Raw genomic sequence first — 13,671 nt, 5'->3', positions numbered from 1 at the left:
CCCCCGGGCCGGTCCCCGCTCAGGCGGCCGGGCTGCCGGTGATCTTCTTCGCGCCGTCGGCCTCCGGGCCGCTCCGCTCCGCGAGGGCGCGGCTCAGGACGCGGTCCGCGTCGGCGAGCCGCCGCTCGACCGTGGCGGTCAGCGCCGCGACCTCCGCCAGGGTCAGGCCCCCGTCCGCCTCCTCGCCCCCGGCGTCCGCGGCCTCCCGCAGGGCTGCGGCCAGCTCACGGTCGGCCCGGGCATGACGCGCCAGCGCGCCGAACGACGGCTCGTAAGCCGTCCGGACCTCCGTCAACTTGCTGTGCAGTGCGTCGAGTTCGCGCTCGCTCTCGCGCAGCCGCTGCTCGGTGTCGGCCAGCTCCCGCTGGGTGGCGGCCACCTCCTCCAGGGCCTCGCGGGTCCGGGGGGCGAGGAGAGCGAGCTGCTCCCCGGTGAGCCGCAGCAGCGACTCGGCGTCGGTGCGCAGGGCGCGGTCCGCCGCCTCGGGGTCCTGGGCGCGCAGCGCGTCCAGGTGGGCGCCGATCTCGGCGCGTTGCGCCCCCAGCGCCTCCGCCTGTGCCGCGAGCCGCGTCAGGCGCTCCAGCTCGGCCGCCTCGCGGCGCAGCTCCTCGTGCTCGGCGACACGGGCCCGCAGTGCGGCCTCGCCCGCCCGCAGCCCGTCCAGCCGCTCGCGCTCGACGGTCACCCGCTCCGCCAGCGCGGCGAGTCCGGCCGTCAGCTCCTCGGCGCTCCGGCGCAACTGCCCGCCCGCCCGCGCCGACTCCAGCAGTACGGGCAGCGCCCCGGCGAGCGCGGGAACCTCGGCCAGCGCGTCGTCCAGCGCCGACAGCACGGCCAGGGCCTCGGCCCCGTCGTCGCCGCTCTCCGGCGTACCGCCCACGAGCGCGCCCGCGGCCCAGCCCACCGCCAGCTCCAGGACCAGCAGCGCCGTCTCCCGGTCGTCCCTCCCGGTCTCCGCCAGCGCCTCCGCGATCCGCTGCCCGGCCCCACTCGCCACGGCCCCTCCTCGGCATACTCGGCGGACCGGCGGCTCCGGGCCGTATGGACCGTCAGGGTAGCGCCGGGAGCGGGGCCGAGGAGGGGGAGACGATGACGGACGGACCACGGGAACGGGGCGCGGAGGCGGTCCAGGCCGCGATCCGGCTGATGGCGGGCGAGGACTGGTGCGACGAGGCGCGGCTGGACGCACTCGTCCGGCGACTCACGGCGGCGGAGGAGGAGTTGACGAGCGTGGGTGAGGAAGCCGCCGAGGTCGGCGTCCACCTGGCCCTTCTCCTCGGCACCCGCTGCCACCTGCGGTACCAGGGCGGCCGGCTCGACCCGGCGGAGCGCGCCGCGGCGCTCGGACGGCTGCGCCGGATCGACCGCCACGCCCCCCTCACTCCCGGACTGCCGGCCCAGGCCCGCATGATGTGCGTCTTCCTGCTCGTGCCCTGGGCCCTGCCCCGCCCGGACGGCACCCGGACCGCCCTCCAGCACGCCCTGCTCCGCGCGGCCGACGGCGAGGTGCTCACCGATGCCCTCCGCCGCGACCTCACCGAGGCCGGCGAGGTGACCGGCCGCCTGATCAGGACCCCGGCCGGCGAGGAGTTCCGCCGGCAGTGCGAGAGCAACCTGGAGGACATCGAGCGGATGCTCGCCGCCGGCTCGCGGAAGCGGGCCGAGACCGCCGCGCCGCACCGCACGGACGGAGCGGACCCGAGCGCCGCCGACCGGCTCCTGGACGCGGTGCGCGGCCTGGTGGAGCTGGCCGACACCTCCGGCACGGCCCGGTTCACCCGGACCCTCCTCTGGCTCGGTACGGCGTTGACCTCCGGGTGGCACGGCGATCCCAGCGGCTCCTTCAGCGCCCGGGAGACCCGGCTGCTGGAGCAGGCGGGCGGCGCGATGCCCGCGGCCGGCGCCGAGGGCGTCCGCCGCGCCGCCGGCCTGGCGCTGGCGAGCCTGCGCGCGCTGCCGCCGGACACGCCGCACCGGGCCAGGGTGGCGCGGCTCCACGCCTACCTGCTGGCGGACTGGGAGACACTGACCGGCGAGCCCGCCGACTACAGCGACGTGGAACGGCCCACGCCGCCGCCGGACGGCGACCGCGCCACCCGCCTCGCCCAGTGGCCGGTCGCCACGGAGACCGACCCCGGCCTCCTGCCGTATCTCGACAGCCATCTGCGGGACTTCGTCGCGCACACCGGCCTGCGCGAGCGGCGCGTGGTCGCGGGCCGCGACGTGCTCCTCGCCCTGCGCACCGGCGACCCCGGTTACCTGGACGACGCCGCCGGGCTCCTCAGGGAGGGCGTCGAGGCGAGCCCCGCGGGCTCCTGGTGGGCCGTCGCTCTCCAGGCCGACCTGGTCCGCGTCCTGGAGCAGGCCGCCCATTACGGCGGCAACTTCCACGACGCGGATGCCGCCCTGGCCGGGCTGCGGGAACTGCGCGCCGGGCTGGACCGGGACGGCTCGGTGCCGCCCGACGCCCCGTTCGCCCTCACCCTCACGCTCTCCGCCGCCGACTGCGAACTGGACCACGCCCGGCGCACCGAGGACCACGCGCACCTGCCACGGCTCCACGCCGAACTGCGGAGCCGGCACGGCGCCCTGCCCCCGGAGAGCGAGTGGCGCGGGCGGCTGGAGAAGCGGCTGGCCGCGGTGGAGGAACTCGTGGCGCCGGCCGGGCAGGACGGGCGGCAGCCGGAGTCGTTCCACGCCGCCCCGCCACCGGACGAGGCCGAGATCTTCCGGCTCCCGCTCGCCGAACTCCGCGCCGCGCTCGCCGAACCCCACCAGTACCGCGACCAGGAGTACGACCGCCGGGGCGCCCTCGGCCTCCGGCTGATGTTCGAGGTGGTACGCGGGACGGGCTCCGCCGCACAGCTGGACGAGGCCATCGGCGAACTGACCCGGGTCCGCCGGCTGATCGCCCGGGGACACGGCCAGGCCCGCCGCGTGGAGGTTTTGACGAAGCTGGCGGAGGCCCACGCCAGGCGTGCCGCCACGCCCGGCGCCCCCGGCACCCGCGCCGACCTGGAGGCGTGCGTGGCGGTCCTCCGCGAGGCGCTCGGTGAACTGGCCGCCGACGTCCTGCTCCAGGAGGGCGCGGGCCACGGCCTGTCGGCGGCCCTCCAGGGGACCGTGCTCTCCTCGCGCCTCGCCTCCATCGCCTTCCGCGCCGGGCGCCCCGCGGAGGCCGTGCGGGACCTGGAGCGGGGCCGGGCCCTGGTGCTCCGCTCCGCCTCCGCCGCACGGGGCATCCCCGCCCTGCTCGACGCCGCCGGACATCCCGCCCTCGCCCGGCAGTGGCGGGCCCGCACCGCCGACGACGCCCCGCCCGTCCCCAGCGGCCTGCGCCGCCAGGCCCTGGCCGCCCTCGGAGTCCGGCGGGGAGACCCGCAGGGTCCGGGCGCCCCACGGCTCCTCGGCGGCGCGACGGTGGAGGAACTCTCCGCCGGGCTCGCCGCCACCGGCACCGACGCGCTGGTCTACCTCATGGCCGGAGTGCCGACGCCCGCCCGTGACTTCCCCGGCCGCGCGCTGATCGTGACCCCCTGCGCCGAGCCCGTCGCGCTCGCCCTGCCCGGCCTCTTCCGCCCGGGCAGCGCAGCACTCGACCGGTATCTGGAGGCGGCCGCCGAACGCTCCCGTCTCCTCACCGGTCCGCGCCCCGGCCGGCAGGCGGCGGCCGCCTGCGAAGCCCGCTGGCAGTCGGCCCTCACCGAGCTGTACGACTGGGCCGGGGAGGCGGTGATGGCCCCGCTCCTCGCCGCCGTCCGCCAGATGCGGCCGGACGGCGGCGACCCGGCACGGCCGCTCCGTGTCGTCCTCGTCCCGTGCGGCCCCCTCGGCGTCGTCCCCTGGCACGCCGCCCGTCTCCCGGCGCCCCCCGGCGGCCCCGGGCCCCGGTACGCCGTCCACGAAGCGGTCCTCAGCCACGCCTCCTCCGGCGCCCAGTTCCTGGCAGCCGCCGCCCGGCGCCGCCTCCCCCTCGCCGCCGGGCCGCAGGTCCTCCTCGCCGACCCCGAACTCTCCCTGCCCTGGGCGGAACTGGAGACGGCCACCCTGCGCGCCACCTGCTACCCCGAAGCGCTCCGGTACGGCGAGTTCCTTACCGCCGACGGCGAGCGGGACGCGGCCGGCACCCCCGAGGACGTCCTCGCCGCCCTGCCCGGCGGCACGGTCCGCGCCTCCCTCGTCCACCTGTCCTGCCACGCCGTCGCCGCGTCCCGGCCCACCGAGTCGGCCCTGCGGCTCGCGGTCCCGCCCGGTGCCCCGGCCGGGGCCGGGCGGCTCACCGTCGCGGGCATCCTCGACGCCTCCGCCGACCAGCGGCCCGGCCCGGCGGGGCCCCTGGTCGTCCTCAGCGCCTGTGAGACCGACCTGAGCGGGGGACACCACGACGAGGCGCTGACCCTGGCCACCGCCCTGGTCGCGGCCGGCGCCGCCGATGTCGTCGGTTCACGCTGGGCGGTCCGCGACGGGCCCACCTCCGCGCTGACGGCCGTCCTCCACCACCACCTCACCGACGGACGCCTCGCCCCGCCCGACGCCCTGCGCGCCACCCAGCTCTGGATGCTCGACCCGCACCGCGAGCCCCCGCCCACCCTCACCGGCCCCCTGCGCGCCGAGGCCGCCCGGCCCGACCTGCACCAGCTCTGCCACTGGGCGGCCTTCACCCACCAGGGCAACCCGGCGCCCGGTCGCCCGATCAGCCTCGCTTGACCGGGCCCGCGCGGGGTAGCGGAGTGTCATGGTCACCGACGAAGCGCCCACCGAGGCGAGCGGGTACGTGCAGCCCGAGATCGACGTCCCCGCCCTCGCGGCCCTGCTCGACGGCGAGTACGCCGAGATCCGCGAGCTCGTCCGCAGCAACCTGAAGACGTACGCCTCGATCCTGGAGGAGGCCGACGAGCTGAGCCTCGACGCCTACCGCGAGCGGGTGCGCGAGCTGGTGGTCGAGATGGCGGCGACGGGCCAGACCGGTATGGGCTTCCCGCGCGAGTACGGCGGGGGAGGGGACGTCGGGGCCTCGATCGCCGCCTTCGAGACCCTGGCCTTCGGCGACCTCTCGGTACTGGTGAAGGTCGGCGTGCAGTTCGGGCTCTTCGGCGGGGCGATCCTGCAACTGGGCACCGAACGCCACCACGACGCCTACCTCCCCGACCTGATCACCGGGAAGCTGATGGGCTGCTTCGCGATGACGGAGACCGGGCACGGCTCCAACGTCCAGGCACTGGGCACCGTCGCGCGGTACGACGCCCGGAGCCAGGAGTTCGTCCTCACCACCCCCGGTGAGGAGGCCCGTAAGGACTACATCGGCAACGCGGCCCGCCACGGTGAGGTGGCCGTGGTCTTCGCCCAGCTGGAGGTGGACGGCACCTCCGAGGGCGTGCACGCCTTCGTGGTGCCCATCCGGGCCGGGGGCGAGCCCGCGCCCGGCGTCCGGATCGAGGACGACGGCCGCAAGATGGGGCTCAACGGCGTCGACAACGGCCGCCTCCACTTCGACGGCGTCCGCATCCCGCGCGAGGCCCTGCTCAACCGCTTCGCCGACGTCACCCCCGAAGGCGTCTACGAGAGCCCGATCGACAACCCCAACCGCCGCTTCTTCACCATGCTCGGCACCCTGGTCCAGGGCCGGGTCAGCGTCGGCGGCGCCGCCGTCAACGCCGCCAAGGTCGCCCTCACCGTGGCCACCCGGTACGCGACCAGGCGCCGCCAGTTCGAGCCGGCCCCGGGCGAGCGGGAGCAGCTCCTGCTCGACTACGGCCTGCACCAGCGCCGGCTGCTGCCGCTCATCGCCCGGACGTACGCGCTGCACTTCGCGCAGGACGTGGTGCGCACCCGGCTCCACGAGGTCTTCTCCGGCATCGAGACCGACGCCCAGGCGCGGCGCGAGCTGGAGGCGCGGGCCGCGGGCACCAAGGCGCTCACCACCTGGCACGCCACCCGCACGATCCAGGAGTGCCGCGAGGCGTGCGGCGGCGCCGGGTACCTCAGCGTCAACCGGTTCGCCGCCCTCAAGAGCGACAGCGACATCTTCACCACCTTCGAGGGCGACAACCACGTCCTGCTGCAACTCGTCGCCAAGGGCCTGCTCACCGACTACGCCAGCGAGTTCGAGGACCTGGACCAGCTCGGCACGGTCCGCCACGTCACCGGCCTCGCCGTCGAGACGCTCCTGGAGAAGACCTCCGCCCACAAGCTGCTGGAGCGCGTCCGCGACCTGCTCCCCGGCGGCGACGAGTGGGACCAGGAGGCCGGGCTGCTCGACTCCGAGTACCAGCTCGCCATGGTCCGCTACCGCGAGGAGCACATGCTCGCCGGCGTGGCCCGGCGCCTCAAGAGCGGCGTCGACCAGAAGCGCGATCCGGGCGCCGTCTTCTCCCAGGTGCAGGACCACGTCATCGCTCTCGCCCACGCCCATGTCGAGCGGCTGGTGCTGGAGGCGTTCGTGGCGAAGGTGCGCGAGCTGCCCGAGGGCGGCGAGAAGGTCGCGCTGGGGCTGCTCTGCGACCTCTTCGCCCTGTCCACGATCGAGGCGGACCGTGCCTGGTTCATGGAACACGGCCGCCTCACCGTCCAGCGCTCCAAGGCCATCACCCGCGAGGTGAACGACCTCTGCCGCAAGATCCGCCCCCTCGCCCTGGACCTGGTCGACGCCTGGGGCGTCCCGCCGGAGCTGCTGCGGGCGCCGGAGCTGGTGGGCTGAGGCCCGGTCAGCCGGACGGCCGGGCCGCCTCCGCGTCGTCCGGAACCCGGCGCAACAGGTCGCCGGGCTGGCAGTCGAGGACGCGGCAGATCGCGTCCAGCGTGCTGAACCGGACGGCCTTCGCGCGGCCGTTCTTGAGGACCGCGATGTTCGCCGGGGTGATCCCGACCGCCTCGGCGAACTCGCCGACCGACATGCCCAGTTCGGCCAGGCGGCGGTCGATGTCGACCACGATCGCCATCAGATGACCTCGGCCATCTCCTGCTGGAGCTCGGTCGCCTTGCGCAGCAGGCTGCGCATGATCACGGTGACCATGGCGAAGGAGGCACCGGCACCGGCGGCCGTGACGGCGGCCGCCAGGGCGCTCTCCAGGCCCATGCCGCCGTCCGGCGACGGGATCTCGGCCAGCAGGAGATGCGTGGCCACCCCCGTCGCGAGCACGGTCGCCGCCACCGAGCTGACGATGACCACGTCGACCCACCGGAAGGCACGGGGTGCGAAGAGCGCCCCGTGCCGCGCCATGCCGAGCAGCCGCCACACCGCGACCAGAGCGACCTGGACACAGGCCACCCCGAGGACGGCCAGCACCGCGTACGGCACGGCGTACGGGGCGTACGGGGGGAACAGTTCCGCCTCGTCGGCCGCCGTCGTGGGGATGACCACGACCTGGCCGAAGAGTCCGACGGCGAGGACCACGACGACGGCGGCCCGGAGCAGGGTGGTGAGGATCGGATGCATGTATCGATAATCGATGGTTTTCTATCGATGGTCAATAGGTCGCCGGCATCGGCGAGGAAGCCGGGGAACACAGGTGCGGCGGGCGGCCGGCTCGGGGAGAGTGGGACGGGTTCCGATCACGAGGAGTCGCCATGCACCTTCCTGACCCCCCGTCCGTCGAAGAGATCCCCTTGGGGGACGAGAAGGACGGGCCGTACGGCATCGCCTCCGGAGCCGACGGCGCGCTGTGGCTCACCTTCGCGGGCAGTGGCCGCATCGCCCGCCTCGCACCGGGCGGCGGACTCCGTACGTACGCCCTCGACGCACCCGGGTGCCGGCCCACGGTGATCACCCCCGGGCCCGACGGCGCCCTCTGGTTCACGCGTCACGGGGACCACCGGATCGGCCGCGTCACCGTCGACGGGGACAGCACCTCCTTCCCCCTGCCGACGCCGGACAGCGGGCCGTTCGGTATCACCGCGGGACCCGACGGCGCGCTCTGGTTCACCGAGACGCGGACCGACCGCGTCGGCCGTATCACCGTGGCGGGAGAGGTCACCGAGTTCGGCCTCCCCGGGACCGCCCCCGGCGCCTTCCCCTCGGCGATCACCGCCGGACCGGACGGAGCCCTGTGGTGCACCCTCAACCAGGCCGACGCCATCGGCCGCGTCACGGTGGACGGCGAGGTCACCACCTACCCCCTGCCCACCTCCGGTGCCGCACCCGTGGGCATCACCAGCGACGGCACCGCCCTGTGGTTCGTCGAGATCGGGGCGGGCCGGATCGTCAGGATCTCGGTGGACGGCGCGATCGAGGAGTTCCCGCTGCCGGACCCCGCTGCGCGCCCCCACGCCGTCGTGGCCCCCGCCCCCGGCGAGTGCTGGTTCACCGAGTGGGGCGCCAACCGGGTCGGCCGCCTCACCGGCGACGGCGAGATCACCGAGTACGACCTGCCCACACCGGCGTCCGAGCCGCACGGCATCACCTCGGGGCCCGACGGCGCGCTCTGGGCGGCCCTGGAGACGGGAGGGGTCGCGCGGATCGTGCCGTGACCGAAGCCCCGGCCTCCCCGGACGCGGAAGGGGCGCCCCCGCATCCCGGGCGGAGCGCCCCTTCCGGCCGTTCACCCACGGTCAGTGCGCGTCGACGCCGCTCACCTCGTTGGGGGCCTGCTCCAGTTCGGTGGAGGCCAGCTTCTTCCCGCTCTCGATGTCGACGGCCGTCAGCTTCTTGTTCGCCGGGTCCGAGACGTACGCCGTGTGGTCGCGGACGAAGAGCGCCGGGCGGGGCTGCTGCCAGTCCAGCGGCTCCTGCCACGCGTCGAGTACGGAGATCTTCCGCTCGACCTTGCCGGTCTCGGGGTCGATGACGTGGATCTTGCCGTCCGTCCCGAGGACGAGGGCCTCACCGTGCGGGCCGCGGGCCAGCGAGCGGAAGGTGTAGCTGGTCCCCAGGTCGACCAGGCGCATCGTGCCGGTCTCCGTGTCGATCAGCGAGACCTGCTCGGGGCGTTCCAGTTCGGCGTCGGGGTCCTGCTTGTAGTCGCCGAGGACGACGGCCGATTCCTCGGAACCGGCCTGGTTGCCGATCCGCCCGTACTCGGTCGGGCTCTGGACCTTCTTGATTGAGCCGTCCTTGTAGACGAGGACGCCGTCCTCGCAGCCGACGACGACCGTCTCGTCCTTCGCGGCGGCCTCCCCGTGCACCTCGGGGCACTTCTCGTTGCGCGTGATCTCCTTACGGTCCTTGTCCAGGACCTTGATGCCGGTGCGCTTCTCCTCCGTGCCGAGGGTCGTCACCAGTTCGCCGCCGGCCAGCTGGATCGCGACCCCGTGGTGCGGCGCGTCGGAGTCGTACGTCTCGCTCTTCGGCTTCCCGTCGCCGAGCTGGGCCGGGTCGAAGATCGTGACCTCGCCGGTGCCGTCGGAGAAGAGGATGGTCCTGCCCGCGTGCCGGACGACGTGGCCGGGCTTGCTGCCCTCGAACTCGACGTCGGTCAGCTTTCCGCCCACCGCGTCCATCACGCGGAAGCCGGTCGACGTGGAGACCATCACGTGACGGTCGTCGCCGGCCGGGTTGACGCGGTTGAAGCCCTTCAGGGGTATGTCCTCGGCGACCTTCAGCGTGGCGCCGTCCAGGAGGTAGAGGCCGCCGTCGTACGTGGCCACGACCGGGTCCTTGACCGGGCCGGCCGAGGCGTCCGTCGTGTCCCGCGCCTTTCCTGCCGCGGGCTCCGTGCTGTCGCCGCCGCACGCGGTGAGCAGGGCGGAGGCGGTGAGCAGGGCGGCGGCAGCGGCGGCCGCGCGGGGGCGTACTGCGTTCTTCATGGGGTTCCTTGGTTTCCTTTTCCGGGAGCTGTCGCCAGGTGCGGCGACAGCGGGGTTCAGCGGGAGGTCAGGCCCTTGGTGATCGCCTCGGTGTTGGCGCGCATCATCTGCAGGTAGGTGGCGGCGCCCTGGCCCTTCGGCGTCAGGGATTCGGAGAAGAGCGGCACCACGTCCACGTCGATCCCGCTCTCGCGCTTCAGCACCTGCGCCAGGCGGTCCGGCTGGGAGGAGTCGGCGAAGATCGCCGGGACCCCGGCCTTCCTGACGGCGGTGGCGAGCGAGTCGAGGTCCGAGGCGCTGGGGGAGGCGAGCGTCGTCCCGCTCGGGATGACGGCGCCGACGACGCGGAAGCCGTAACGGTCCGCCAGGTACCCGAAGACGTGATGGTTGGTCACCAGGCGCCGCCGGTCGGCGGGTACGGACGCGAAGGCGTCCCGCATCGAGGTGTGCAACCCGGCCAGCTCCGCGCCGTACCGCTCGGCGTTCTTCCGCACGGCGGCGGCGTCGACGCCCTCCACGTGCCGGACGACGCGGTCGCCGATGAGGCGTACGGCCTTGCGGACGCGTACGGGATCGGTCCAGAAGTGCGGGTCGGGCCGGCCGGCCGACTCGCCTCCGCTGTAGGTCATCGGGTCGACCGACTCCCCGACGGCCAGGGTGGGTACGCCGGAGACGCGGGCGGCCTCCACGTGGCGCAGGACGTTCTCCTCCAGCCCCAGGCCGTTGTGGACGACGAGGTCGGCCTGTTCCATGGCGGCGGCCTGGGGCGCCGAGACGCCGAAGGAGTGCGGGTCGGCGCCGGGCTGCATCAGGACCGTCACCTCCGCCTCGTCGCCGACGACGTTGCGGGTGAGGTCGCCGAGGATGTTGGTGGTGACGACCACGCTCGGCCGGTGCCGCTGCTCCGTGGCGCAGCCGGTCGCCGTGGCGAGGAGGCAGAGGAGAAGGAGGAGCAGGGACACGTTTCCGGCCCGGCGGGTGGCGGTCATCGGCCGGTCTCCACCATGTGCGTGGGGGTGAGGGAGAGCGGGAAGGCGCGGGCCAGCCGGAGGCGGTCGTTGTAGTCGATCTCGTAGACCTTCCGGGCGCCGGGATCGTTGACGTAGGCGCGGCCGGTGTCGACCTCGATCGTCGCGGAGTCCGCCGCCCGGCCGGCCAGCAGCTTCTTGCGGGCGGTCTGCTTCCCGGAGTCGATGTCCCAGGAGGTGAGGGCCCCGTCCTTGCCCAGGGCCAGCAGGTCGGCGCCCTCGCCGGCGGTGTTGGCGGCGGTGAGCGGGCCGGTCTCGATCCGGGTCCAGGAGCGGTCGGTGACGTCGAGCACCCAGACCGCATCCGCACCGGACGGGCTGACGAGGGTGGTGCTGCCCGCCCGGTGGCGGAAGCCGGCCGCGCGGTCCCGGGCGTCCACCTCCCCGTCGTAGGCGATCTTCTCGGCGCTGAACTTCCCCTTCTCCTCGCGCACGAGGAGCGCGCCGTCGGCGCAGCCGAGGACGACGCCCCGGCGCGTGACGGCCTCGCCGCGCACCTCCGCGCACGGCTCGTCGAGCGAGGCGACCTCGGCGCCCTCGCGGTCGAGCACCCGTACCCGGTCGCGGTCCGTCCCCGCTCCCGCCGCCAGCAGATGCTCCGCGTACGGGACGACGGGCCCCGTGGCGTCGCCGTCCAGGGTGCGGGCGCGGCCGACGGAGCCGCCTTCGAGCTTCTCGCGGTCGAACAGCCGGGTGGGGCCCTCGGCGGGGGAGAGGGCGGTGAGCGCCTGATCGGCGTGGACGTGCTCGGGCGCCTTGCCGCCGATCGTCCCGAGGTCGCGGATGTCGGCCCGGTAGTAGTGGACGTGGTCGCCGTGGTCCACCGTCCAGGAGCCGCTGTCCAGGACGCGGGTGCCGTCCGGGGTGTCCAGGTAGGCGAAGCGGCCGTCGGTGTGGAGCGCCCGTGGTCCGGCGCCGCGCTTCAGCTTCGTGACCTCGCCGGTGATCAGGTCGAGGACGTGGACCGCGCCGCTGCCGGCGTCGGCCAGCACCAGGCGGGACTGCTGCTCGGCCTGTTCCTCGGCCCCTTCGACGTAGCCGTGCGGGACGCCGGAACTGCTCGGCGCCGCGTCGGGCCGCTCGCCGTCGCCGGACCCGCAGGCCGAGAGCAGGGCGGAGCCGACGAGCGCGGCGCAGACGGCCGCGGTGGTTCTGGTCTTCGTACGTGTCATGCCGGATGTCCGTATTCCGTGTGCGGGCCGGGGGCGTCGAGCCGGTGGGCGGTCCGTCCGCGCCACCGGGCCACGGCGCCGGAGGCCAGGACGGAGACGAGGAACTGGAGGACCGCGGTGGCCGCGATGGTCGCCCCGGCGGCGGTGTGCAGGTGCCAGGAGAGGAGGAGGCCCAGGAAGGTGGCGAGCGCGCCCAGGCAGGCGGCGCCGGCCATGATCACCGGAATCCCGCGCGCCCAGGGGAGGACGGCGGCGGGCGGCGCGATGAGCAGCCCGAAGACGAGCAGGGTCCCCACGACGTGGAACGAGGCCACGACGGCAAGCGCGAGCAGGCCGAGCAGCACGGCATGGGCCAGGCGCGGCCGCAGCCCCAGCGTGGCCGCCTTGCGCTCGTCGAAGGCGAGGGCGACGAAAGGCCGGTACCCGAGCACGGAGACGGCCAGGGCGACGCCCAGCGCCACCCCGAGGTAGGCCAGGTCCGCCGGCCGTACGGCGAGCACGTCCCCGAAGAGGAACCCCGTCAGGTCGACGGCGAACGACTGCGACCGCGAGACGATGATCACGCCCAGCGCGAGCATGCCGACGAAGAGCACGCCGATCCCGGTGTCCTGGGAGAGCCTCGGTGAGCGCCGCAGCGCGTGGACGCCCAGGGTCATCACCGCGGCACTGACGCAGGCGCCGACCACCAGGCTGCCGCCCGCCAGCGAGGCGAGCGCGATGCCGGGCAGCAGCCCGTGCGACATCGCGTCCCCGAAGAACGCCATGCCGCGCAGCACCACCCAGGTCCCGGCCAGGGCGCAGACCAGCGAGACGAGCACCCCGCCCCACAAGGCCCGTTGCACGAAGGCCACCTCGAAGGGGGCCGTCAACCATTCCATGGAGCGGGACCCTACAATGAAAACGATTATCATCACAATCAACGAGAGGGAGGCCCTGCGGATGCGGTGGCAGGTGGCACTCGACGAGGTCTCGGCCGGTTACGCGGGACGGCCCGTGCTGCGCCGACTGAGCGCGCACATACCGGCGTTCGCGACGACCGCGCTGGTCGGCCCCAACGGTTCGGGCAAGTCGACGCTGCTCGGCGTGATCGCCGGGGTGATCCCGGTCGCGGCGGGTGAGGTGGCGCACCGCACCGACGGGCGCCCCGCCTTCGTCGTCCAGCGGAGCAGGGTGGCCGACGTGCTGCCGCTCACCGTGCGCGACGCGGTGGCGATGGGCAGGTGGGCGCGGCGCGGGCCCTGGCGCAGGCTGTCCCGCTCCGACCGGCGGGTTGTGGAGACGAGCATGGAGCGCCTCGGCATCGCCGACCTCGCCGGACGGCAGCTGGGCGAAGTCTCCGGCGGGCAGCGCCAGCGCGCCCTGGTCGCCCAAGGGCTCGCCCAGGAGGCGGAGTTGCTGCTGCTGGACGAGCCGACCACCGGGCTCGACATGGCCGCACGGCAGTTGATCACCGACGTGCTCGCCGAGGCGGTCGCGGACGGAGTCACCGTCGTGCAGGCGACCCACGACCTCGACGCGGCGAGGGAGGCGGAGTGCGTCCTGCTGCTCCAGGAAGGACGGCTGGTCGCGTCCGGGGCCCCGGCCACCGTCCTGACCGGCGACACCGTCGAGCGCATCTGGCACTCACCCCGCCCGGCGGGCACTTTCGTCCCGGCGGAGCGGCCCGTGTGAGGGGTGCGGAAGTGAGGGTCGAGCCAACGGCGGTACCGGTACGCGTGTGAGCCGGCCCG

11 protein-coding genes are annotated in these 13,671 nt (G+C 74.6%); 4 read left to right on the top strand and 7 right to left on the bottom strand.

Annotated features, from left to right (window positions below; all coding sequences use genetic code 11):
* Window positions 1-19: 19 nt before the first annotated feature.
* The gene (locus tag IF45_RS0101990) at window positions 20-997 is read right to left on the bottom strand and encodes a coiled-coil domain-containing protein (protein ID WP_030305107.1); all 978 of its coding nucleotides are present in this window, start codon (window positions 995-997) and stop codon (window positions 20-22) included.
* Window positions 998-1,089: 92 nt separating this feature from the next.
* Here IF45_RS0101990 and IF45_RS31885 point away from each other — a divergent pair, with 92 nt between their 5' ends.
* The gene (locus IF45_RS31885) at window positions 1,090-4,707 is read left to right on the top strand and encodes a CHAT domain-containing protein (RefSeq protein ID WP_051720660.1); all 3,618 of its coding nucleotides are present in this window, start codon (window positions 1,090-1,092) and stop codon (window positions 4,705-4,707) included.
* A gap of 28 nt (window positions 4,708-4,735) precedes the next feature.
* Complete coding sequence (locus IF45_RS0101980) at window positions 4,736-6,697, top strand: acyl-CoA dehydrogenase family protein (RefSeq protein ID WP_003946657.1); 1,962 nt, start codon at window positions 4,736-4,738, stop codon at window positions 6,695-6,697.
* 7 nt (window positions 6,698-6,704) lie between these two features.
* Here the strand turns inward: IF45_RS0101980 and IF45_RS0101975 are convergent, their stop codons facing one another.
* Together IF45_RS0101975 and IF45_RS0101970 are read right to left on the bottom strand one after the other, a co-directional pair.
* Window positions 6,705-6,938, bottom strand: a complete 234-nt coding sequence (locus tag IF45_RS0101975) for a helix-turn-helix domain-containing protein (protein WP_008410051.1) — start codon at window positions 6,936-6,938, stop codon at window positions 6,705-6,707.
* Window positions 6,938-7,435 carry a DUF2975 domain-containing protein gene (locus IF45_RS0101970; protein ID WP_003946655.1) on the bottom strand — a complete coding sequence of 166 codons (498 nt, stop codon included), beginning with the start codon at window positions 7,433-7,435 and terminating at the stop codon, window positions 6,938-6,940. Before IF45_RS0101970 ends, IF45_RS0101975 begins: the two co-directional genes overlap by 1 nt.
* Before the next feature lie 131 nt (window positions 7,436-7,566).
* Between IF45_RS0101970 and IF45_RS0101965 the strand changes: the two genes are divergently transcribed.
* The gene (locus tag IF45_RS0101965) at window positions 7,567-8,466 is read left to right on the top strand and encodes a Vgb family protein (protein WP_030305102.1); all 900 of its coding nucleotides are present in this window, start codon (window positions 7,567-7,569) and stop codon (window positions 8,464-8,466) included.
* Window positions 8,467-8,547: 81 nt separating this feature from the next.
* On the opposite strand, the gene aztD is transcribed toward IF45_RS0101965, so the two are convergent.
* From aztD to aztB, 4 genes are read right to left on the bottom strand one after another with little or no spacing between them, the layout of a single operon-like run.
* Window positions 8,548-9,741, bottom strand: coding sequence for a zinc metallochaperone AztD (aztD, locus tag IF45_RS0101960; RefSeq protein ID WP_030305101.1), 1,194 nt, complete (start codon window positions 9,739-9,741; stop codon window positions 8,548-8,550).
* A 56-nt stretch (window positions 9,742-9,797) separates the two neighbouring features.
* A complete protein-coding gene (gene aztC / locus IF45_RS0101955; protein WP_030305099.1) occupies window positions 9,798-10,730 on the bottom strand; it encodes a zinc ABC transporter substrate-binding protein AztC in 933 nt (310 codons plus the stop codon).
* Window positions 10,727-11,941, bottom strand: coding sequence for a hypothetical protein (locus tag IF45_RS0101950; protein ID WP_030305097.1), 1,215 nt, complete (start codon window positions 11,939-11,941; stop codon window positions 10,727-10,729). Before IF45_RS0101950 ends, aztC begins: the two co-directional genes overlap by 4 nt.
* A complete protein-coding gene (aztB, locus tag IF45_RS0101945) occupies window positions 11,938-12,819 on the bottom strand; it encodes a zinc ABC transporter permease AztB (protein WP_015508286.1) in 882 nt (293 codons plus the stop codon). The genes IF45_RS0101950 and aztB overlap by 4 nt, the downstream gene beginning before the upstream one ends.
* Before the next feature lie 61 nt (window positions 12,820-12,880).
* Between aztB and aztA the strand changes: the two genes are divergently transcribed.
* Complete coding sequence (gene aztA, locus IF45_RS0101940) at window positions 12,881-13,612, top strand: zinc ABC transporter ATP-binding protein AztA (RefSeq protein ID WP_030305095.1); 732 nt, start codon at window positions 12,881-12,883, stop codon at window positions 13,610-13,612.
* Window positions 13,613-13,671: the final 59 nt, after the last annotated feature.

Origin of the sequence: Streptomyces albidoflavus, from assembly GCF_000719955.1 — a bacterium.
In the GTDB taxonomy this organism is placed as follows: domain Bacteria; phylum Actinomycetota; class Actinomycetes; order Streptomycetales; family Streptomycetaceae; genus Streptomyces; species Streptomyces albidoflavus.
Note: the sequence above shows the minus strand (reverse complement) of the source record. Positions and strands in the feature narration are given on the sequence as shown.